The following is a 22,713-nucleotide window of genomic DNA, read 5'->3' on the forward strand; positions in this document are numbered from 1 at the left end:
CGCAGGCCAGGGGGTTGAGGGACAGGTGAATTGTCACCGTTCCGTACCGAGTTGGCGGCCGGGTGCCAAAGGAGTGCCGCAGGACGTCCGGGCGTCACTTCACCGCGCTGCCCGCCTTCCATTCCTTCCACTTCATGTTCCAGCCACCCAGCCCGTTGTCGGGGGCCACCGTCCTGTCCTTGCTGTGGACCACCTCGACGACGTCGCCGATGAGGCTGCGGTCGAAGAACCAGCCCGCCGGGGTGTCGGAACCGCCGCCCTTGTCGTCGCGCAGCCCGACGCAGCCGTGGCTGACGTTGGCCCGGCCGAAGGTGTCGGCGGGCGCCCAGTAGTTGCCGTGCAGGAAGGTGCCCGAGCTGGTCAGCCGGATGGCGTGCGGGACGTCGGGGATGTCGTACTCGCCGCCGAAGCCGACCGTGCGGCTGTTCATGCGGGTGACCTCGAGCATCTCGGTGATCACCATCCGGCCGTTGTAGGTGGGCGTCGTCGGAGCGCCCGCGGTGATCGGCACGGTGGCCAGCAGGGTGCCGTCCCGGCGCACCTGCATGGTCCGCTCGACCGCGTCGACGCGGGAGACCTGGCTGCGGCCGACGGTGAAGGCGACCTTCTTGTGCTGGAGCCCGTAGACCCCCTTCGCCCCCTCGACGTCCCGCAGGTCCAGGTCGACGGTGACCTCGGTGCCGGGCTTCCAGTACGCCTTCGGGCGGAAGTCGAGGCGGTCCTTGCCGAACCAGTGGGGGCGGATCTCGGCGGCGGGCTCCGCGGTGACCGTGACGGCGCGTTCGACGGCGGCGCGGTCGGTGATCTCGCGATTGAACTCCAGCGAGACGATCATGCCGGTGCCGACGACCGAGCGGTTCTCGGGGGCGACGTAGGCGATGAAGCGCTCCTCGGGGACCTGGGTGGTGAACGTGGTGTGCCGGGCCGAGCGGTGTCCGCCGCCGTCCAGGGCGACGGCGTCGACGGTGTACTTGGCGGCGAGGGCGAGCCGGCCGTCGTCGGGCCGCCAGGACAGGCCGTCCTCGGAGATCCGGCCGGGCACCGGGGTCTCCTGCGCGTCCTGCGACCGGACGACCCGCACCGACTCCAGGCGCCCGTCGGGCACCCGCACCGACAGCTTCCCGTCCGGCCGGACGGCCTTGCTCCCGTCGTCGGGGGTGACGCGGATGACGTCCTCGGCGGCGGGTTGCTTGCCGAACATCTCGCCGATGCCCGAGCCGATGCCGGAACCGACGCCGCCGCCGTCCGAGGTGCATCCGGTGGCCCCGGCCAGCAGTCCTGCCCATGTCAGAAGGGCGGCCAGAGCGGCGCCCGCGCGCCGTGCGCGCTCGTGTACGTGCCTCACATCCACCCGTAACGACCGGTCGGCCCTGGGGAAACGTGAGTGCGAGCCACCCGGTGGGCAGAACTGTGGGGAGGACGACGCGACGGGGAGCAGCGGCCGGGACGCCGTGCGCCCTCCTGCCGGACGTCGTTCCACGAGCCGTGGGAGGCCGACAGGTGTCCAGCGCAGCCGAGCGGGAGGCGGTGCCCGGGGAGCGGGCCGCCGCGGACGGGCGCCCCGCCGTCGTGGTCAATGGTGCGCGGCGCGCCGCTCCGCCGCCCGCCGTGCCGGCCCGGCCGGGCACCCCGGTGCCGCTGGGCGCCCGGTTCCGGACCGGCCCGGACCAGGTGGCGGGGACCAACTTCGCCCTGTGGGCGGGCGGGGCGGAGGCGGTCGAGCTGTGCCTGTTCGACGGGCCGGGCCCCGGCGCCAGGGAGAGCCGGGTGCGGCTGACCGAGCTGACGCACGAGATCTGGCACGGTTTCGTGCCGGGCGTCCGGCCCGGGCAGCGTTACGGCTACCGGGTGCACGGCCGCTGGGACCCGTGGACCGGCGCCCGCTGGAATCCGGCGAAGCTGCTCCTCGACCCGTACGCCCGCGCCGTGGACGGCGACTTCGGTCTGCCGCCCGAGGTGTACGGCCACGTGCGGGACTGGCCGGAGCAGCGGGTCGCGGACACCGTGCGCGACGACCGCGACTCGGCGCCGCACGTCCCCAAGGGCGTCGTGGTCCATGACGACGACGACTGGTCGGACGACCGGCGGCCCAAGACGCCGTGGGCGGACTCGGTCATCTACGAGCTGCACGTGCGCGGCTTCACCAAGCTCCACCCGGAGATCCCGCCCGAGCTGCGCGGCACCTACGCGGGCCTCGCCCACCCGGCGGCGATCGCGCACCTGACGCGGCTGGGCGTGACGGCGGTGGAGCTGCTGCCGGTGCACCAGTTCGCGCACGAGAGCCATCTGCTGGAGCGCGGCCTGAGAAACTACTGGGGCTACAACTCGGTCGGCTACTTCGCCCCGCACGCCGGCTACGCCGCCTCCGGCACCACCGGTGAACAGGTCGGCGAGTTCAAGCGGATGGTGCGCGCGCTGCACGCGGCCGGCATCGAGGTGATCCTCGACGTGGTCTACAACCACACGGCGGAGGCGGGCGAGCTGGGCCCGACGCTCTCCCTGAAGGGCATCGACAACCGCGGCTACTACCGTCTCCAGCCCGACGCCCGCCGGTACGCCGACTACACCGGCTGCGGCAACACCCTGCACGTGGTCCAGCCGCACGTGCTGCGCCTGATCACCGACTCGCTGCGGTACTGGGTCACCGAGATGGGCGTGGACGGCTTCCGCTTCGACCTGGCCGCGGCGCTGGCCCGCTCGATGCACGACGTCGACATGCTCTCCCCGTTCCTCGCGGTGATCGCGCAGGACCCGGTGCTGCGCCGGGTGAAGCTGATCGCCGAGCCGTGGGACGTGGGCTCGGGCGGCTACCAGGTCGGCGCCTTCCCGCCGCTGTGGACCGAGTGGAACGACCGCTACCGCAATGCGGTCCGGGACTTCTGGCGGCACGCGCTGCCGGACGTCCGGGAGATGGGCTACCGCCTGTCGGGCTCCAGCGACCTGTACGCGTGGGGCGGACGCAGGCCGTACGCCTCGGTCAACTTCGTCACCGCGCACGACGGCTTCACGCTGCGCGACCTGGTGTCGTACGAGCGCAAGCACAACGAGGCCAACGGCGAGGGCAACCGGGACGGCACGGACGACAACCGGTCCTGGAACTGCGGCACGGAGGGCGAGACGGACGACGCGCAGGTCCGCGCGCTGCGGCGGCGCCAGCTCCGCAACCTGCTGACCACGCTGCTGCTGTCGACCGGGGTGCCGATGCTGGTGGCGGGCGACGAGATGGGCCGCACCCAGCGCGGGAGCAACAACGCCTACTGCCAGGACAACGAGACCGGCTGGGTGGACTGGAGCCTGCGGGACGACCCGGAGTGGGCCCCCCTGTTCGCGCTGGCCTCCCGGCTGATCGGCCTGCGCCACCGGCACCCGGTGCTGCGCCGGCGGGCCTTCTTCTCCGGCCGCGCGCACTCCGCGGACGGCCTGCGCGACCTGGCCTGGTTCACCGCGGGCGGCACGGAGATGACGGAGCGGGACTGGTACGCCCCCGCCGCCACCCTCGGCATGTACCTGTCCGGGCGGGACATCCCGGGCCGCGACGAGCACGGCGACCCGGTCGTCGACGACAGCTTCCTGGCCGTGCTGCACGCGGGCGGGGAGCCGGCCGGCTTCGTCCTGCCGGGCGCCCCGTGGGCGGAGCGGTACGAGGTGGTCGTCGACACCGGGCAGGAGGAACAGGGCGAGGCACCGGGCACCGCACACCCCGCGGGAGCGGAGATCACGGTCCCGGCGCGGACGGTGCTGCTGCTGAGGGCGGGGTGAGGGCGCGGGCCCGGCCGACCGGGGCGCATCGGCGCCGCGGCGCGGGCCCGTTCAGCCGAGGATGCCCCGGTCGTACGCCGTCGCGACGGCCGCCGCCCGGTCGTTGACGCCCAGCTTGGCGTAGAGGTGGGTGAGGTGGGTCTTCACGGTCGCCTCGCTGATGAACAGCTCCCGGGCGATCTCCTTGTTGGAGGTGCCGCGCGCCACCAGGGCGAGCACCTCGCGCTCGCGGGCGGAGAGGGGCTCGGCGCCGGGGGTCTTCGGGGCGCGGACGGCGGAGACCAGGCGGGAGGCGACCGCCGGGGACAGCACCGTGCGCCCCTGGGCCGCCGCGCGGACCGCGGTGAACAGGTCGTCGCGGGGCGCGTCCTTGAGGAGGTAGCCGGTCGCGCCGGCCTCGATCGCGGGCAGCGTGTCGGAGTCGGTGTCGTACGTGGTGAGCACGAGCACCCTCGCGCGGGCGCCGCGCCTGGTCAGCTCACGGATGGCGGCCACGCCCGAACCGCCCGGCATCCGCAGGTCCATGAGGACCACGTCGGGGTCGAGCGCGGCGGCCCGTTCCACCGCCTCGGTGCCGCCCGCCGCCTCGCCGAGGACGCGGAAGCCGGGCGCGGACTCGAACATGCCGCGCAGGCCGTCGCGGACCACGGGGTGGTCGTCGACGATGAGCAGGGAGATCACGGCGTCGTCGGCCACCGCGGCGGCGGTCGCTTCGTCATCGGTCATGGCGGACCAACGGTACGCGAGCCGAGACGGCGGTGCCGTGCCCCGGTTCCGCCTCGACGGTGAGCGAACCGGCGATGCGCTCGGCGCGGGCCCGCATGCCGTCCAGGCCGAAACCGCCGCCGGGGCCGCACTCCCGCGCGGTCAGCGGGTCGAAGCCCCGGCCGTCGTCGCGGATGTCGAGGGTGACCTCGTCGCCCATGTAGGAGAGGGTGACGCCCACCCGGTCGGCGGCCGCGTGCCGGGCCGTGTTGGACAGGGCCTCCTGGGCGATGCGCAGCAGCGTGGCGGCGACCTCGTCGTGCAGGTGCTCGGCGGTGCCGGTGACGGTGAACCGGGCCTGGACGCCGGTGCGTGCGCCCCACTCCGTCACCGTCTTCTTCAGCGCGTCCGGCAGTCCGTCCTCGGCCAGCGCGACCGGTGAGAGGTTGTGCACGGAGCGGCGGGCCTCGCCGAGGCTGTGCCGGGCCAGGGCGAGGGCGCGGTCCAGGTGCTCCCGGCCCAGCGCCGGGTCCGGGGCGGCCGCCACGACCTGGAGCTGGGCGATGATGCCGGTCAGGCCCTGGGCCAGGGTGTCGTGGATCTCGGCGGCCAGCCGCCTGCGCTCGTCGGCGACCCCGGCCTCGCGGGCCTGCACGAGGAGCTGGGCGTGGAGGGCGGCGTTCTCGTCGAGGGCCTGCTGGAGGGCGGCGTTGGTGCGCTCCAGTTCGGCGATGGTCTCGACGCGGGCGCGGCTGCGGGCCTCCTCCAGCGCGGCGAAGTGCGCGAAGAGGGCCACCAGCATGCTGTTGACGGTGAGGATCGCACCGAAGAGCACCCAGCCCATGACCCCGTTCGGCGGCAGCCCGCCGGACTGCGAACCCGCGAGGGTGACGGCGGTGGCGAACAGCCCGGCCCGGCACAGCCTGCGGGGCAGCAGGTACTGGGCGCCGAAGTAGCCGACGACCGCGTAGAAGGCGAACAGCGGGTTCAGCCAGGTGAGGGCGAAGCCGATGGCCCAGCGGACGGCGTAGTAGCAGGTGCCGGCCGGGGACGGCCCGGGGCGGGTGCGCGCCGCCCGGTTCCACCACAGTTGCAGCACGACGGCCGCGCCGATCAGTGCGCCGCTCGCCCGCCGCTCGCCGGTCGTCATGCCGATGGCGTCGGCGGCCGACCAGGCGACCAGCGTCCCGACGGCCAGCAGCGCGTACGGGCCCCAGCGGTGGAACGCCGCCCACCGCTCGTCGACCGCCACCGTCCGCGTCATGGCGTCATTGTCGGACACGCGGCCGCCTTCCTCGCTCACTCCCCTCACTCCCCTCACTCCGGTCTCTCTGGTCTCTCCGGTCTCTCCGGTCACTCCCAGCGGAACCAGCGCGCGGCCGCCGCGGTGAGCAGCACCGTCCAGCCCACCAGGACCGCCAGGTGGGACCAGTCCGGCCAGTCGCCCGCCGCGGCCTCGTTGAGGGCCTGGGCGGCCGCGCCGAACGGGGTCCAGCCCACGATCCGGGCCAGCAGGTCCGGCATGGCCTGCACCGGCAGCCACACGCCCGCGCAGAACATCGCCGGGAACAGCGCGGCCGACCCGATCGCGCCGGCGATCTTCGTGGTGCGGGACAGGGCGGAGAGCACGGCGCCCAGGGAGAGCGCGGCGAGCACGGCGAGGAGCAGTGCCAGGAGGTAGCCGAGGGGCTGCTCGGGCAGGCTCACGTCGAAGGCGAGCCGTCCGACGGCGAGCGCGAGCAGCGCCGAGACCAGGGCGGCCCCGCCGCACACCGCCATCTGGGCGGACAGCAGCGCCGCCGGGCGCACCGGGGTGGCGGACATCCGGCGCAGGATGCCCCGCTCCCGGTAGCCGGTGAGGACCTGCGGCATGCCCTGGAGGCCGCCGACGGTCAGGCCGAGCAGCACCGCCACCGGCACGTAGGCGTCGACCGGGCGCAGTCCGCCGAAGGAGGGGTCGGCCTCGCGGAAGGACGGGATGGAACCGAGGATCGCCAGCAGCAGGGTCGGGAACACCAGCATCCAGAACAGCGCGCCGGGTTCGCGGCGGAACAGGCGCAGCTCGGTCCTCAGTACGGCGGTGTCGAAGACGTCGGTGGTCATGCGGTGGCCTCCGTCAGGTCCAGGAAGGCGTCGTCCAGCGTGGTGTCGGTGACCCGGAGCTGGTGCGCGGTGACGCGGGTGCGGGCGAGCAGGGTGATGACGGCGTTGACGGTCTCGTCGGTGCCGGACAGGGTGACGCGGCCGTCCCTGAACTCGGCGGAGGCCAGCTCCGGCAGCGCGCGCAGGTCCGCCTCGTCCAGCGGCGCGGACGGAGTGAAGCTGATGACGGTGGCGCCGGTCGAGCGCCGGATCAGTCCGGCCGGGGTGTCCAGCGCGGCGATACGCCCCCGGTCGATCACCGCGATCCGGTCGCACAGCCGCTGGGCCTCCTCCATGAAGTGGGTGACCAGCAGGACGGTGACGCCGCCCGCGCGGATGTCCTCGATGAGCTGCCAGGTCTCCCGGCGGGCGCGCGGGTCGAGACCGGTGGTCAGCTCGTCCAGGACGACGACGCGCGGGTCGCCGACCAGGGCCAGCGCGATGAACAGGCGCTGCTTCTGGCCGCCGGAGAGCTTGGCGAACCGGGTGTCCAGCATCGGGACGAGGTCGAGCCGCTCGGCGAGCGGGCGCCAGTCGGCGGGCTTCGGGTAGAAGGCGGCGTACAGCTCCAGCGCCTCGCGGACGGTGAGTTTGGGCTGGAGTTCGCTCTGCTGGAGCTGGGCGCCGAGGACCTCGGCGACCCGCCGGTGGTCGGCGACGGGGTCGAGGCCGGTGACCCGGACCCGGCCGGCGTCGGGGACGCGCAGTCCCTCGACGCACTCGACGGTGGTGGTCTTGCCGGCGCCGTTGGGGCCGAGGACGCCGAAGATCTCGCCCTCCTCGACGGCGAAGGACACACCGTCGACGACGGGGCGGCCCCCGTAGGACTTGCGCAGGTCGGTGACTTCGATGACGGGCATGGCACCAGCGTCCCGGCGGGCCGGGGTCCGGCACATCGGCCGACGCGCTCGAAGGCGCATCAGCCGATCGGTTGATGCGCCGGTACGACCCCGGCGAGGCTTCCGTACGACCCCGGGCGGACCCGAAAACTCGGTGGGCAGTGTCAGTGGCAAACCGTAGGCTCGCTGCTGATGCCCACGAAACCTGCACCCGCCACGGATCTCGTCCCGGACGCCGCCCCGGACGCCGTCCCGGACGCCGCCGAGAAGCGTTCCACCGTACGTGCCCTGCTGCGGCTGTGGCCCTATGTGCGACCGGTGCGCGCGCGGTTGGGGACGGCCGCGGTCATAGCGATCCTCGCCTCCTGCGTGGGTCTGGTGATCCCGCTGGTCCTGAAGTGGATGGTGGACGGGCCGGTCGCCGACGGTGATCCGGCGGGCGTGTGGCTCGGGGCGCTGTACCTGCTGCTCCTCGGGCTGGCGGAGGCGCTGCTGTTCGGTGTGCGGCGGTGGCTGGTGGCCAGGCCGCTGGCGGGTGTCGAGGCGGGCATGCGGGCGGATCTCTACCGGCGTCTGCAACGCCTGCCGGTGGCCTTCCACGACCGCTGGGCCTCGGGGCAGTTGCTGTCGCGCGGGACGACCGACCTGATGCTGCTCCGCATGTTCCTCGCCTTCCCGCTGACGTTCCTGCTGGTCAACGGCGTGACGATCCTGGTCGGCGTGGGCATCATGCTGGTCCAGGACTGGACGCTCGGGCTGGTCATCCTGGGGCCCGCCATCCCGGTGATGATCACCTGCGGGATCTTCGAGAAGAAGTACTCCGCGGTGGCGCGGCGCGCGCAGGACCAGGTCGGGGATCTGACGACCGTGGTCGAGGAGAGCGTGCTCGGCATCCGGATCATCAAGGGCTTCGGCCGGCACCGCAGCCAGGCCCGCGCCTTCCACGAGCTGTCGCACACACTGCGCGGCACGGAGCTGCGCAAGGCGCGGCTGCTCGCGGCCATCTGGGCGGTCATCGTGACGCTGCCCGAGGTGGCGATCGGGGCGGCGCTGGTGGTCGGGGCGGTCCAGGTGGCGGACGGGGCGCTGTCGGCGGGGACGCTGGTGGCGTTCCTGTCCACGGCGCTGGCGCTGCGGTGGCCGGTGGAGTCCATCGGCTTCCTGCTGGCGATGAGCCAGGAGGCGGCGACGGCCACGGACCGGTACTTCGAGGTGATGGACGCGGAGGTGGAAGCCGACCCGGCTGCGGGCGGTCGTGCCGCCGGGGCGATGGGGGTCCCCCCGCTCGAGCGAAGCCGAGAGCGGGGGAGGGTGGGCGATGGGGGTGCCTCCCAGGCCGTCCGGGCACCGGGGGAGGCACCGTCCAGCGAGCAGCGCCCCCTCCCCGAGGTCAGCGCCAACGCCGTTCGTCCACAGGGCCTGCGCTTCGAGCACGTCCGGTTCCGGTATCCCGACGCCGCTCCCGACTCCACGCCGCTCCTGACGGACGTCGACCTGCACATCCGTCCCGGCGAGTCCATGGCCCTGGTCGGTGCCACCGGCAGTGGCAAGACGACGCTGACCGCGCTCGTCCCGCGCCTGCACGAGGTGACCGAGGGCCGGATCACGCTGGACGGCGAGGACATCACCGCCCTGTCCCGCGAGGAGCTGCGCTCGATGGTCGCCGTGGCCTTCGAGGAGCCCACCCTCTTCTCGGCCACCGTCGGTGAGAACGTGCTGATGGGTGCGGGTGAGGGCGCCGACGACGAGGCGCTGGACCGCGCGCTCGCCGTCGCGCAGGCCGACTTCGCGCACGCGCTCCCGCAGGGCACCGGCACCCAGGTCGGCGAGCAGGGCCTCAGCCTCTCCGGCGGCCAGCGTCAGCGCCTCGCGCTCGCGCGGGCCGTGGTGGGCAGACCGAGGTTCCTCGTCCTGGACGACCCGCTGTCCGCGCTGGACGTGCACACGGAGGCCGCCGTCGAGGCCGCCCTGCGGCAGGTCCTCGCGGACACCACCGCGCTGATCGTGGCCCACCGCCCTTCCACCGTCCTGCTCGCCGACCGCGTCGCCCTGCTGTCCGAGGGCCGCATCGCCGCCGTCGGCACCCATCACGAACTGCTGCGCACCAGCCCCGAGTACGCCCATCTGATGTCCGGGTCCGACGGGCACGAGGGCGACGAGGGGCCCCAGGAAGGAGACGGCCGATGACCGCGCCCACGGCCATCGCGCCGGACAGGGAACAGCCGGAGCGCCCCGGGCCCGGGGACCCGGCCGAGGCGGGGACCGGCACCACCGCCGACGACGGCTTCGACCAGGACGTCCTGCCCAGCCCGCCGGGTGCGACCGGCGCCCTGCTGCGCTCCCTGCTGATGCCCATGAAGGCCCGGGTCGCCCTCACCGTCCTCCTCCTGCTGCTCCAGCAGGCGGCCGTGCAGGCGGGCCCGCTGCTGGTGGCGTACGCCATCGACCACGCCGTGCCGGCCCTGCGGGACGACGACCACGGCCCGCTGATCGCGGTGGGCGCCGGCTACCTGCTGTGCTCGCTGGCGGCGGGCGGACTCCAGTACGCCTTCATCGCGGCGGCGGCCCGCGTCAGCCAGGACGTGCTGCTCGACCTGCGCGGGCGCATCTTCCGGCACGCGCAGGCGCTGAGCGTCGACTTCCACGAGCGCTACACCTCGGGCCGCCTCATCTCGCGTTCCACCACGGACGTGGAGTCCCTGCGCGAGCTGCTCGACGAGGGGCTCCAGGAGCTGGTGACGGTCATCCTGTCCTTCGTCTACATCGCCGCGCTGCTGCTCTGGCTGGACCTGGGCCTGGGCGCCGTGGCGGTGGCGTCGTTCGTGCCGCTGTACGCGCTGGTGCGGCTCTACCAGCGGCGCGCGGGGCGGGTGTACCGGCAGCGGTCCACGGCGATCGCGGCGGTGATCGTGAAGTTCGTGGAGACGATGAACGGCATCCGGCCGGTGCGCGCCTTCCGCCGGGAGGCCGCCAACGACGCCGACTTCGCGGTGCTGAACCACCGGCACGAGCGGACCAACGGCGACGCGCTGCTGGAGATGGCGCGTTACGTGGTCGGTTCCCGCCTGGTCGCCAACACGGCCGTCGCGGGCATCGTGCTCTGGGGCGCCTACCGGGTCGCGGACGGCACGCTGGCGCTCGGGGTGCTGGCGGCGGCGGTGCTGTACCTGCGCCGGCTGTACGACCCGATCGACCGGCTGGGCATGTTCCTCAACTCGTACCAGTCGGCGGCCGCCTCGCTGGAGAAGATCGCCGGGCTGCTGGCCCAGACGCCGTCGGTGCCGGAGCCGATCGCGCCGAAGGAGCTGCCGCCGCTGGAGTCGGAGCACCCCGGCCGCGAGGTCGTCTTCGACTCGGTGAGCTTCGGCTACCGCACCGGCGGTGAGGTCCTGCCGCGCTTCGGGCTGACGCTCCCGGCCGGTCAGACGGTCGCCGTCGTGGGCTCGACCGGCGCCGGCAAGTCGACGCTGGCCAAGCTGCTCGCCCGGTTCTACGACCCCTCCGCAGGGCGGGTCCTGCTGGACGGCACCGACCTGCGCGACCTGGCCGTGCCCGAACTGCGGCGCGGGGTGGTGATGGTGACGCAGGAGGCGTTCCTGTTCTCCGGCACGGTCGCCGACAACATCGCCATCGGCCGTCCGGAGGCGACGCGGGAGGAGATCGAGCGGGCCGCGAAGGCGATCGGCGCCCACGACTTCATCGCCGCGCTGCCGGACGGCTACGACACCGACGTACGCAAGCGGGGCGGCCGTATCTCCGCCGGTCAGCGGCAGCTCGTGGCGTTCGCGCGGGCGCTGCTCGCCGACCCGGCGGTGCTGATCCTGGACGAGGCGACCAGTTCGCTGGACATCCCCGGGGAGCGGGCGGTGCAGCGGGCGATGACGACGGTGCTGAAGGGCCGTACGGCGGTGGTGATCGCGCACCGGCTCTCCACCGTGGAGATCGCCGACCGGGTGCTGGTGATGGAGCACGGCCGGATCGTCGAGGACGGCGCGCCGGACGAACTCATCGCCGGTACGGGCCGGTTCGCGGATCTGCACCGCGCCTGGCGGGACAGCCTGGCGTGAGGATCGACGCATACGAGGACCCCGGTGCTCCGGACCGCCGCGGCGGCTGGCGGTACCTGGCGTGGCTGGTGAGGCGCCAGTGGCCCCGGTGCCTGGCGGGGGCGGTGCTGGCCAGTGTCTGGATGGTGCTGCTGGCGGCGACGCCGTATCTGATGGCCCGCGCCGTCGACCACGGTCTGGAGCCCGGCGACCTGGGCGCGCTGGCGGGCTGGACGGGCGCCATGGTCGCCGTCGGCGGGGTCAACGCGTGGCTGGGCATGATGCGGCACCGCACGATGACGAAGGTGCGGATGGATGCCAACTTCCGCACGGTGAAGGTGGTCGTCGGGCACGCCACGCGGCTCGGCGCGGCGCTGCGCGGGCAGGTGGGGACCGGCGAGGTCGTCACCATCGGGGTGGGCGACGTGCAGACGATCAGCACGTCCCTGACGGCCGTGGGGCCGGGCGTCGGCGCGGTCGTCGCCTATGCGGCGGTCGGCGGACTGATGCTGTCGGTGTCGCCCCGGCTCGCCCTGGTGGTGCTGCTCGGGGTCCCGGCGCTCGGGGTGCTCCTCGGCCCGCTCATGGGACGGCTCCAGGGCAGGGAGGCGGAGTACCGGGAGCGGCAGTCCGTCCTGACCGCGCGGATCGGCGACCTCGCGGGCGGGCTGCGGGTGCTGAACGGGCTGGGCGGCAAGGGCCTGGTCGCGGACGCCTTCCGCCGGGACTCGGGCCGACTGCGCGAGCAGGGCTACCGGGTCGGCGCGGTGACCAGCTGGATCCAGGCCCTCGGGGTGGGGCTGCCGGTGCTGTTCCTGGCCCTGGTGACCTGGCTGGGCGCCCGCCAGGCCGCGCAGGGTCACATCAGTGTGGGCGAACTGGTGTCGGTGTACGGCTACGTCGTCGCGCTGGGCTGGCCGGTGGCGTTCCTCATCGAGATGGGCCACCAGCTCAGCCGCGGCGTGGTGGCCGCCCGCCGCGTCGTCGCCTTCCTGGGCCTGGAACCGGCCCCGGACGAAGGCATCCGGGACGCCCCCGCGGAACCCTCGGTGCTCTACGACCCGGCCTCGGGCGTCCGGATCACCCCCGGCCGCCTGACCGCCCTGGTCACGGCCCACCCGTCCGACGCCACCGGCATCCTGGACCGGCTGGGCCGCTACACCCCGTCGGACGCGACCTGGGGGGACATCCCGCTGACCGAGATCCCGCTGACACAGGTACGGGCACGCATCCTGGTGGCGGACCCGGAAGCCGACCTTTTCGCAGGCACCCTGAGCGCTGTGATAGGCGTACCGGACACTGACCCGAGGGGCGCGGGGAACCGCGCGACAAGCCACAACGCACCCACACCCGCACCCGGCCAACAACCCACCGGGGCAGACGAGGCGCCGCATCTCACCGCAGCCATAAACGCGGCCGCCGCCGAGGACATCGTCCGCGCCCTCCCGGACGGCCTGAAGACCCAGGTCGCGGCCCAGGCCCGAGACCTGTCCGGCGGACAACGCCAACGCATCCGACTCGCCCGCGCCCTTCTGACCGACCCGGAAGTCCTCCTCGCCGCGGAACCCACCTCCGCCCTGGACGCCCACACGGAGGCCACCGTGGCCGACCGGCTCAGAGCGGCCCGCCAGGGCCGTACGACCGTACTGGCCGCCACCTCGCCCCTGCTCCTCGACCGCGCGGACGTCGTGCACCACCTGGTCGACGGCAAGGTCGCCGCCACCGGCACGCACCGCGAACTCCTGGACTCCGAACCGGGTTACCGAGCTCTGGTCGCACGGGACGCCGAGGACGGCGAGGCCGCCGAAGAAGGGGAACCGGCGCGATGACACAGCTGCCCGTCGCCGAGGGCGCCGACGTCCGCCGGGCCGCGGCCGGCCTCGTGCGCACCGACCGGAGGTCCTTCGCGGTCGTCCTCGGTCTCAACGCGCTGGCCGCACTGGCCGGCCTGGCGGGTCCGTGGCTGCTGGGCCGGATCGTCGACGAGGTGCGCGGCGGGGGCGGGGTCGGCGCCGTGGACCGGATGGCCCTCGCCATCCTGCTGTGCTCGCTGGCGCAGTTGCTGCTGGCCCGCTGGGCACGGTACGTGGGGCACCGGTTCGGGGAGCGGACCCTCGCCCGGGTGCGGGAGCGGTACGTGGAACGGGCGCTGGCGCTGCCCGCGTCGGTCGTGGAGCGGGCGGGGTCCGGGGACCTGACGACACGCGGCACCGCCGACGTGACCGCCGTCGGCACGACGCTGCGCGACGCCGGTCCCGAGCTGCTGGTCAACGCGGTGCAGGCACTGTTCCTCACCGCCTCGGTGTTCGTGCTCGACCCGCTGCTCGGCCTGGTCGGGGTGCTGGGGCTGACTCCGTCCTGGATCGCGCTGCGCTGGTACCTGCGCCGGGCGCGGGCGGCCTACCTCGCCGAGGGCGCGGCCAACTCCGACGTCGCGGAGAGCCTGGCGGCCACGGTGGCGGGGGCCCGCACGGTCGAGGCGTTCGGGCTGGCCGAGCGGCGCGTCGCCACCAACCGCGGGGCGCTGGAGGTCTCGCTGCGCACCCGGTTGCGGACGCTGTTCCTGCGCAGTGTGTTCTTCCCGGCGGTGGACATCTCCTACGTCCTTCCCGTGGCGGGCGTGCTGCTGCTCGGCGGGGTCCTGCACGCGCACGGGTCGGCGAGCCTCGGCGCGGTGGTGTCCTGCGCCGTGTATCTCCAGCAGCTGGCGGGGCCGCTCGACGAGGTGCTGATGCGGGTCGAGCAACTGCAGGCCGGTGCCGCCTCGTTCGCCCGGGTGGAGGGGCTGGCGCGGGCCCCGCGGGCGACGGCGGACGAGGCGGCGGTTCCGGACGGCGACCGTATCGACGTGTCCGGGGTGCGGTACGCCTACGACCGGGGCGGTGAGGTGCTGCGCGGAGTGGACCTCACCGTGCGGCCGGGCGAGCGGCTGGCGGTCGTGGGGCCGTCGGGGGCGGGCAAGACGACGCTGAGCAGGCTCCTGGCGGGCGTCGACGCGCCGACGGAGGGTTCGGTGACGGTGGGCGGGGTGCCCGTGGTCGCCCTGGGTCCGGAGCGGCTGCGCCGGCAGGTGGTGCTGGTCACCCAGGAGCACCATGTGTTCCTGGGGACGGTCCGCGACAATCTCCTGATCGCCGAACCGGCGGCCGCCGACGAGGAGTTGTGGGCGGCGCTCGCCGCGGTGGGCGCCGAGGGATGGGTGCGGGAGCTGCCCGGGGGCCTGGGCGCCGAGCTGGGCGCGAAGGGGCACTCCCCGGACGGCTCGCAGGCCCAGCAGCTCGCCCTGGCCCGGGTGGTGCTGGCCGACCCGCACACGCTGATCCTGGACGAGGCCACGGCCCTGCTGGACCCGACGACGGCCCGGCACACGGAGCAGGCGCTGGCCGCCGTGCTGAAGGGCCGCACCGTCATCGCCATCGCGCACCGCCTGCACACCGCGCACGACGCCGACCGGGTGGCGGTGATGGAGGACGGTCTGCTGACCGAGCTGGGCACGCACGACGAGCTGGTGGCGGCGGGCGGGGCGTACGCGGCCCTGTGGGGCTCCTGGCACGGGGAGCCGTCCGCCGGTTACTGACTGACCGGACAGTAACCGCACCGCGACGGCAACGATTCCGTTTATCGAACGTGAACGCCCGGTCAACGAACCATTTCCAGCCAACTTGCTGACGCGCTCCTGACAAGTAGCGCTTTCTCCTGCCACTCTTCCGTCGGCCCCTTCACAGTGCCCCCACAGCTTCCCCACGAGCGCTGTGCCGCGGCCAGCTCCTAGCACCAGGTTTCTGCGTACCGCACAGTTCCGCCCGGCCGGCCACCCGCCGACCGGTCTCCCCTGGCCGCGCAACCCGTGGCCACGCAGAAGGAGTCAGTGTTGAGCAGCAGCACTCCCCACAGACGCACCTCCCACACCACCTCCCACACCTCGCGCCGTACCGCGCACCGCCGTGCCGCGGCCGTCGCGCTGGCCGGCGTCGCCGCGCTGATCGCCACGGCGGTCCAGTCCGGCACCGCCACCGCGGCCCCCGACCCGTCGCCCGCCAAGGGCAACGAGCTGGTCAGGCTCAGCCCGGCCCAGCGCGCCGAGCTGATCCGCGACGCCGACGCCACCAAGGCGAAGACCGCCGACGAACTGGGTCTGGGCGCCAAGGAGAAGCTGGTCGTCCGGGACGTGGCCAAGGACCGCGACGGCACCCTGCACACCCGCTACGAGCGCACCTACGACGGTCTGCCCGTCCTCGGCGGCGACCTCGTGGTGGCCACGGACGCGGGGAAGACCGAGCAGGTCGTGAAGGCCACGGCGAAGGCGCTCAGGCCGGCCACCGTGACGCCGAAGATCTCCGCCGCCAAGGCGGAGTCCCAGGCGGTGTCCGCCGCGAAGGCCGCCGGTGCCGAGCAGCCGGACGCCGACCGCGCCCCGCGCAAGGTGATCTGGGCGGCGAGCGGCACTCCGGTCCTGGCGTACGAGACGGTCGTGGGCGGCCTCCAGGAGGACGGCACCCCGAACGAGCTGCACGTCATCACCGACGCCGCCACCGGCGCCAAGCTGTACGAGTACCAGGGCGTCGAGAACGGCACCGGCAACACCCTCTACAGCGGCACGGTCACGCTGGGCACCGCGCAGTCGGGTTCGTCGTACACGCTGACCGACACGGCGCGCGGCAACCACAAGACGTACAACCTCAACCGCGGCACCTCCGGCACCGGGACGCTCTTCTCGGGCTCCGACGACGTGTGGGGCAACGGCAGCGCCTCCAACGCGGAGACCGCCGCCGCCGACGCCCACTACGGCGCGGCGCTGACCTGGGACTACTACAAGAACGTGCACGGCCGCTCGGGCATCCGCGGCGACGGGGTGGGCGCCTACTCCCGGGTCCACTACGGCAACAACTACGTCAACGCCTTCTGGCAGGACAGCTGCTTCTGCATGACGTACGGCGACGGCTCCGGCAACGCCAACCCGCTGACGTCCATCGACGTGGCCGCGCACGAGATGAGCCACGGCGTCACCTCCGTCACCGCGGGGCTCAACTACAGCGGCGAGTCCGGCGGTCTGAACGAGGCCACGTCCGACATCTTCGCGACCGCGGTCGAGTTCTACGCCAACAACTCCTCGGACGTCGGTGACTACCTCATCGGCGAGGAGATCGACATCAACGGCGACGGCACGCCGCTGCGCTACATGGACAAGCCGAGCAAGGACGGCGCGTCCAAGGACTCCTGGTACTCGGGGATCGGCGGGGTGGACGTCCACTACTCGTCCGGCCCGGCCAACCACTTCTTCTACCTGCTCAGCGAGGGCAGCGGCACCAAGACCATCAACGGTGTCACGTACAACTCGCCCACTTCGGACGGCCTCCCGGTGACCGGCATAGGCCGCGCCAAGGCGGAGAAGATCTGGTTCCGCGCGCTCACCACCAAGTTCACGTCGACCACCAACTACGCGGGCGCCCGCACCGGCACCCTCGCGGCGGCCGGTGAGCTGTACGGCACGGACAGCGCCGAGTACACCGCGGTGGCGAACGCGTGGGCGGGCATCAACGTCGGCGCCCGGCCCGGTGGCGGCGACCCCGGTGACGGCACCACGTTCGAGAGCACCACGAACGTGAACATCCCCGACTACGGGTCCGCGGTGACCTCGTCCCTCACGGTCTCCGGACGCACCGGCAACGCGCCGAGCAACCTCCAGGTGGGCGTGGACATCGAGCACACCTGGCGCGGTGACCTGCAGATCGACCTGGTCGCGCCCGACGGGTCGACGTACCGCCTGAAGAACAGCGGCTACGACCCGGCGGAGGACGTGCACGAGACGTACACGGTCAACGCCTCCTCCGAATCGGCCAACGGCACCTGGAAGCTGCGCGTCCAGGACCAGGGCCCGGCGGACACCGGCTACATCGACGCCTGGCGGCTCACCTTCCCGTAGGCCGGCCGGCCCGCGGACGCACCACCCCCAAGTCAGGGCGCCGCTCCGGAGGTTCGAATCCTCCGGAGCGGCGCCCTCTCCATGTCCGCCGCCGACTACCGGTTTTTGCCAAGCACTTACGCCGGCCTTGTTGCCACTTGACCGAGGTCACACGGCCTTCACATTCCCGCAACAGACGCCCAGCCGTCGGTTTTCGGCCAACATCATCGCGCCCTCCTGACATGTACGCGCCTTCGGTGTCAGTCTTCCGTCACCCACAGCACAACTTCGCAGCAACCGGCCGGACACCCCACGCCGTCCGGAGATCCCCCCACCGAAGGAGCTTGTGTGTCTTCCCTCTTCGCGTGCCACAAGCGCACCACTCTGGCCCTCGCCACCGCGGTCGCCGCCGGAGCGATGCTCACCACCGGCCTCACCGCGGGCAACGCCGCCGCCGACAGCGCCGCGCCGTCGGCGCTTCCGGGTGCGCCCGTCCTGCTGTCGGGCAGCGCCCGCAGCGCGCTCATACAGGAGCAGCAGGCCGGCGCGGCCGGTACCGCCCGGGAGATGGGCCTCGGCGCCAAGGAGAAGCTGGTCGTCAAGGACGTGGTGAAGGACCGCGACGGCTCCGTGCACACCCGCTACGAGCGCACCTACGACGGCCTGCCCGTCCTCGGCGGCGACCTCGTCGTGCACCGCTCGGAGTCCGGCGCCACCAGAGGCGTCACCAAGGCGACCGAGGCCGCCGTCAAGGTGGCCACCGTCACCCCGAAGGTGAAGGCGGCCAAGGCCGAGCAGCAGGCGCTGTCCGCCGCCAAGGACGCCGGGTCGTCGAAGACCGCGGCCGACTCCGCGCCCCGCAAGGTGATCTGGGCCGCCCAGGGCAAGCCCGTGCTCGCCTACGAGACCGTGGTCGGCGGCCTCCAGGACGACGGCACCCCGAACGAACTGCACGTCATCACCGACGCCGACACCGGCGCCAAGCTGTACGAGTACCAGGGCATCGAGACCGGCTCCGGCAAGAGCCTCTACTCGGGCACGGTCGAACTCGGCACCACCCGGTCGGGCTCGTCGTACCAGCTCTACGACACCGGACGCGGCGGCCACAAGACGTACAACCTGGCCCGCAAGACCTCCGGCACCGGCACGCTGTTCACCGACGCCGACGACACCTGGGGCACCGGCGCCGCCTCCAGCGACCCGCAGGACCAGACCGCCGCCGTCGACGCCGCCTACGGCGCCCAGGTCACCTGGGACTTCTACAAGGAGAGCTTCGGGCGCAGCGGCATCAAGAACGACGGCAAGGCCGCCTACTCCCGCGTCCACTACGGCAGCAACTACGTCAACGCCTTCTGGTCGGACAGCTGCTTCTGCATGACCTACGGCGACGGCACGGGCAACACCAACCCGCTGACCTCGCTGGACGTGGCCGGGCACGAGATGAGCCACGGCGTCACCTCCAACACCGCGGGGCTCAACTACAGCGGGGAGTCCGGCGGCCTCAACGAGGCGACGTCGGACATCTTCGGCACCGGCGTGGAGTACTTCGCGAACAGCTCCGCCGACAAGGGCGACTACCTCATCGGCGAGCGGATCGACATCAACGGCGACGGCACCCCGCTGCGCTACATGGACGAGCCCAGCAAGGACGGCGCGTCCAAGGACTACTGGGACTCCGGTCTCGGCGGCGTCGACGTGCACTACTCGTCCGGTCCGGCCAACCACTTCTTCTTCCTGCTGTCGGAGGGCAGCGGGGCGCGGACGGTCGACGGGGTGGACTACGACTCCCCGACCTCCGACGGCTCCACGGTCACCGGCATCGGCCGCGACAAGGCCCTGCAGATCTGGTACAAGGCGCTGACCGAGTACATGACGTCGACGACCGACTACGCCGACGCCCGCACGGCCACCCTGAGCGCGGCGTCCGACCTGTACGGCGCCGACAGCACCGAGTACAAGACGGTGGGCGCCTCCTGGACCGCGATCAACGTGAGCTGACCCGCGACCGACATGACCGGCGGCACCCGGAACCAGCGGTTCCCGGGTGCCGCCCTACCCTTGGTGCCCATGTCCTTCACGTACGACGACGTCGGCGCCACCCGCGAGCAGGGCGCCTGCCCGCCCGGCTTCCGCCCCATGCACGTACGCACCCGCCTCGGGGAGGGCGAACCGGTGTTCCGGCGGGCGGCCGAGGCCGTGCTGACCTGGGAGATGCACCGGGAGATGGGCGTCGGCATCGAGGCGGGCGCGGAGCGCGCCGCGCCCGGCGTCGACGTCACCGTCACCCTCGCCGGCCTGATCAAGGCGCCCTGCCGGGTGGTGTGGACCCTGGAGGAGCCGCGCCGGGCCGGCTGGGCCTACGGCACGCTGCCCGGCCACCCGGAGTCCGGCGAGGAGGCCTTCGTGGTGGACCGCACGGGTGACGGGACGGTCTGGCTGACGGTGCACGCCTTCAGCCGCCCGGCCACCTGGTACGCCAAGGCCGGCGGACCGGCGGCCCGCGCCTTCCAGCACGCCTACGCCCGCCGGTGCGGCACCGTCCTCAGGCGGCTGAGCGGTGGCGACGAGCAGGACTGAGCCCTCCTCGTCGCCACCGCCCGCTGCCGCCGGGCTGCTCCGGTCACCGCATCAGCAGGCCCGCCGCCTCCACCAGGTCGCCGGAGGGCACCGCGACCAGGCCGGTCTCCACACCGGAGGCCAGCAGCCGGTGCGCGGGCAGGACGCGGACCGTGTAGCCGAAGGGGCCGGTGCGGTCCAGGGCGAGCGGACCCTCGTAGGCCCAGCGGCCCTCCAGGTCGGGTCCGCCCACCGGTTTCAGCGGCGTCCTCGCCGCGTCGGTGATCCGGTCCTCGGAGTCCACCCGGCCGGAGACCGCCTGCACCTCCACGTCCTCCGGCGCGAGGTCGCCGAGCTTCACCCGCACCCGCAGGGCGAGCGTGGTGCCGAGTTCGGCGCTGGCGGTGGCGGCGGAGGTCTCCACGTGGTCGACGCTCACCCCGGGCCAGGCCGCCCGCACCCGCGCCTTCCACTCGGCGAGCCCCCGCGCGGAGTCCGGGTCCATCGCACGGTGCGCCTCGGCGGCGGGGGTGTAGAGCCGCTCGACGTACTCGCGGACCATGCGGCCGGCCAGCACCTTCGGGCCGAGCAGGCTGAGGGTCCTGCGCACCATCTCCAGCCACCGGTCGGGCAGCCCGCTCGCACCCCGCTCGTAGAAGCGCGGGGTGATCCGCTGTTCCAATAGGTCGTAGAGGGCGTCGGCCTCTATGGCGTCGCGCCGGTCCGGGTCGGTGCCGGCGCCGTCGGCGGTGGGGATCGCCCAGCCGAAGTCCGGCTGGTACCACTCGTCCCACCAGCCGTCGAGGACCGACAGGTTGAGGCAGCCGTTGAGCGCCGCCTTCATGCCGGAGGTGCCGCAGGCCTCCAGCGGCCGCAGCGGGTTGTTCAGCCAGATGTCGCAGCCCGGGTAGAGCTTCTGCGCCATCGCCATGCCGTAGTCCGGCAGGAACACGATGCGGTGCCGCACCCGTGCGTCGTCCGCGAACCGCACCAGCTCCTGCACCAGCCGCTTGCCCCCGTCGTCCGCCGGGTGCGCCTTGCCCGCGACGACGATCTGGATCGGCCGCTCGGGATGCAGCAGCAGCTCCGTCAGCCGCTCCCGGTCCCGCAGCATCAGCGTGAGGCGCTTGTACGACGGGACGCGCCGCGCGAAGCCGATGGTGAGCACGTCCGGGTCGAGGGCGTCGTCGATCCAGCCCAGCTCCGCCGTCCCGGCGCCCCGCTGCCGCCAGGAGGCGCGCAGCCGCTCGCGCACCTCCTCCACGAGCTGGGCGCGCAGGGTGCGGCGCAGCTCCCAGATGTCCCGGTCGGGGATGTCGGCGACCGAGTCCCAGCGGTCCGAACCGCCGACGGCCAGCGCGTCCTCGGCCCGCTGCACGCCGATCTGCCGGGCGCCGAGCCGGAACACCTCGGGGGCCACCCAGGTCGGTGCGTGCACGCCGTTGGTGACGGAGGTGATCGGCACCTCGTCGGCGTCGAAGCCCGGCCACAGCCCGGCGAACATGCCCCGGCTGACCCCGCCGTGCAGCACGGAGACGCCGTTGGCGCGCTGGGCGAGCCGGAGACCCATCACGGCCATGTTGAACAGGTTCGGCTCGCCGCCCGGGTACGTCTCCATGCCGAGCCTGAGGACGCGTTCGACCTCGATGCGCGGGAGTTCGGCGTCGGGGCCGAAGTGGCGGGCGACCAGCTCGCGGTCGAAGCGGTCGATGCCGGCCGGGACCGGAGTGTGCGTGGTGAAGACGGTGCCGGCCCGCACCGCCTCCAGCGCCGAGCCGAAGTCCGAACCCGCGTCGCACAGTTCGGCGATGCGCTCCAGGCCGAGGAAGCCGGCGTGGCCCTCGTTGGTGTGGAACACCTCCGGCGCGGGGTGCCCGGTGATCCGGCAGTACGTCCGTACCGCCCGGACACCTCCTATGCCGAGCAGCATCTCCTGGAGGAGCCGGTGCTCGCTGCCGCCGCCGTAGAGCCGGTCGGTGACGCCGCGTTCGCCGGGGTCGTTCTCCTCGACGTCGGAGTCGAGCAGCAGCAGCGGCACCCGGCCGACCTGGGCCAGCCAGACGCGGGCCCGCAGCTCCCGGCCGCCGGGCAGCGCGAGGGCGACGTGCGCCGGTGTGCCGTCGCGCTCCTTCAGGGGCGCGAGGGGCAGCTCGTGGGGGTCGAGGACGGGGTAGTGCTCCTGCTGCCAGCCGTCCCGGGAGAGGGACTGGCGGAAGTAGCCGTGGCGGTAGAGCAGGCCCACGCCGACGAGCGGCACCCCCAGGTCGCTGGCCGCCTTGAGGTGGTCGCCGGCCAGGATGCCGAGACCGCCGGAGTACTGGGGCAGGGCGGCGGTGATGCCGAACTCGGGCGAGAAGTAGGCCACGGCGGCGGGGAGTCGGCCGGACTGGGCCTGGTACCAGCGGTCGCCGGTCATGTAGTGGTCGAGGTCGTAGGCCACCGCGGTGAGCCGGCGCAGGAAGCGCCGGTCCTCGGCCAGCTCCGCGAGACGCGCGGGCCGGACGGTGCCGAGCAGCCGTACCGGGTCGCCGCCGGACGCGGTCCAGCACTCGGGGTCGACGGAGTGGAAGAGGTCGCGGGTCTCCGGGTGCCAGGACCAGCGCAGATTGCGGGCCAGATCACTGAGCGGCCGGAGGGGGTCGGGGAGAACGGGACGGACGGTCAGTCGACGGATCGCCTTCACCCTCACGACGTTACCGCGCGATGTGTCCCTTGTTGGGGCCTTCGCCCTGATGCGCCGGACGGGAACTGACGCGCACGGCGT

The 22,713-nt window shown here is 73.2% G+C and carries 14 protein-coding genes; 8 read left to right on the forward strand and 6 right to left on the reverse strand.

Annotated elements, in window-relative coordinates; all coding sequences use genetic code 11:
- Positions 1 to 94 precede the first annotated feature (94 nt).
- Positions 95 to 1,345 (reverse strand): L,D-transpeptidase, encoded by a 1,251-nt coding sequence (locus tag R2E43_RS11260; protein ID WP_106517758.1) that lies wholly within the window; start codon positions 1,343 to 1,345, stop codon positions 95 to 97.
- A gap of 155 nt (positions 1,346 to 1,500) precedes the next feature.
- Between R2E43_RS11260 and glgX the strand changes: the two genes are divergently transcribed.
- Positions 1,501 to 3,759 carry a glycogen debranching protein GlgX gene (gene glgX / locus R2E43_RS11265; RefSeq protein WP_193486968.1) on the forward strand — a complete coding sequence of 753 codons (2,259 nt, stop codon included), beginning with the start codon at positions 1,501 to 1,503 and terminating at the stop codon, positions 3,757 to 3,759.
- A gap of 51 nt (positions 3,760 to 3,810) precedes the next feature.
- Here the strand turns inward: glgX and R2E43_RS11270 are convergent, their stop codons facing one another.
- The 4 genes from R2E43_RS11270 to R2E43_RS11285 all read right to left on the reverse strand — a co-directional run bounded on the left by R2E43_RS11270 (position 3,811) and on the right by R2E43_RS11285 (position 7,466).
- Positions 3,811 to 4,485 carry a response regulator gene (locus R2E43_RS11270; RefSeq protein ID WP_003973543.1) on the reverse strand — a complete coding sequence of 225 codons (675 nt, stop codon included), beginning with the start codon at positions 4,483 to 4,485 and terminating at the stop codon, positions 3,811 to 3,813.
- Complete coding sequence (locus R2E43_RS11275) at positions 4,475 to 5,728, reverse strand: sensor histidine kinase (protein ID WP_265699714.1); 1,254 nt, start codon at positions 5,726 to 5,728, stop codon at positions 4,475 to 4,477. Before R2E43_RS11275 ends, R2E43_RS11270 begins: the two co-directional genes overlap by 11 nt.
- A gap of 89 nt (positions 5,729 to 5,817) precedes the next feature.
- The gene (locus tag R2E43_RS11280) at positions 5,818 to 6,567 is read right to left on the reverse strand and encodes an ABC transporter permease (protein WP_003973545.1); all 750 of its coding nucleotides are present in this window, start codon (positions 6,565 to 6,567) and stop codon (positions 5,818 to 5,820) included.
- Complete coding sequence (locus R2E43_RS11285) at positions 6,564 to 7,466, reverse strand: ABC transporter ATP-binding protein (RefSeq protein WP_016327302.1); 903 nt, start codon at positions 7,464 to 7,466, stop codon at positions 6,564 to 6,566. Before R2E43_RS11285 ends, R2E43_RS11280 begins: the two co-directional genes overlap by 4 nt.
- Positions 7,467 to 7,637: 171 nt before the next feature.
- On the opposite strand from R2E43_RS11285, the gene R2E43_RS11290 reads away from it, so the two are divergent.
- The 7 genes from R2E43_RS11290 (at position 7,638) to R2E43_RS11320 (ending at position 19,970) form a co-directional block, all read left to right on the forward strand.
- Entirely contained in the window at positions 7,638 to 9,632 is a 1,995-nt protein-coding gene (locus R2E43_RS11290; protein ID WP_030870024.1) for an ABC transporter ATP-binding protein, read from the forward strand.
- A complete protein-coding gene (locus R2E43_RS11295; protein WP_332056152.1) occupies positions 9,629 to 11,512 on the forward strand; it encodes an ABC transporter ATP-binding protein in 1,884 nt (627 codons plus the stop codon). The genes R2E43_RS11290 and R2E43_RS11295 overlap by 4 nt, the downstream gene beginning before the upstream one ends.
- The gene (locus R2E43_RS11300) at positions 11,509 to 13,320 is read left to right on the forward strand and encodes an ABC transporter ATP-binding protein (RefSeq protein ID WP_003973549.1); all 1,812 of its coding nucleotides are present in this window, start codon (positions 11,509 to 11,511) and stop codon (positions 13,318 to 13,320) included. Before R2E43_RS11295 ends, R2E43_RS11300 begins: the two co-directional genes overlap by 4 nt.
- The gene (locus R2E43_RS11305; protein ID WP_332056153.1) at positions 13,317 to 15,068 is read left to right on the forward strand and encodes an ABC transporter ATP-binding protein; all 1,752 of its coding nucleotides are present in this window, start codon (positions 13,317 to 13,319) and stop codon (positions 15,066 to 15,068) included. The genes R2E43_RS11300 and R2E43_RS11305 overlap by 4 nt, the downstream gene beginning before the upstream one ends.
- A gap of 294 nt (positions 15,069 to 15,362) precedes the next feature.
- The gene (locus tag R2E43_RS11310; protein ID WP_003973551.1) at positions 15,363 to 17,414 is read left to right on the forward strand and encodes a M4 family metallopeptidase; all 2,052 of its coding nucleotides are present in this window, start codon (positions 15,363 to 15,365) and stop codon (positions 17,412 to 17,414) included.
- Positions 17,415 to 17,741: 327 nt separating this feature from the next.
- Positions 17,742 to 19,391 carry a M4 family metallopeptidase gene (locus R2E43_RS11315; protein ID WP_011030250.1) on the forward strand — a complete coding sequence of 550 codons (1,650 nt, stop codon included), beginning with the start codon at positions 17,742 to 17,744 and terminating at the stop codon, positions 19,389 to 19,391.
- A gap of 69 nt (positions 19,392 to 19,460) precedes the next feature.
- The gene (locus tag R2E43_RS11320; RefSeq protein ID WP_173943975.1) at positions 19,461 to 19,970 is read left to right on the forward strand and encodes a DUF1990 family protein; all 510 of its coding nucleotides are present in this window, start codon (positions 19,461 to 19,463) and stop codon (positions 19,968 to 19,970) included.
- A gap of 43 nt (positions 19,971 to 20,013) precedes the next feature.
- On the opposite strand, the gene R2E43_RS11325 is transcribed toward R2E43_RS11320, so the two are convergent.
- Positions 20,014 to 22,632 carry a glycosyltransferase family 1 protein gene (locus R2E43_RS11325; protein ID WP_332056154.1) on the reverse strand — a complete coding sequence of 873 codons (2,619 nt, stop codon included), beginning with the start codon at positions 22,630 to 22,632 and terminating at the stop codon, positions 20,014 to 20,016.
- Positions 22,633 to 22,713 lie beyond the last annotated feature (81 nt).

It is taken from the genome of Streptomyces violaceoruber (genome assembly GCF_033406955.1).
Classification (GTDB): domain Bacteria; phylum Actinomycetota; class Actinomycetes; order Streptomycetales; family Streptomycetaceae; genus Streptomyces; species Streptomyces violaceoruber.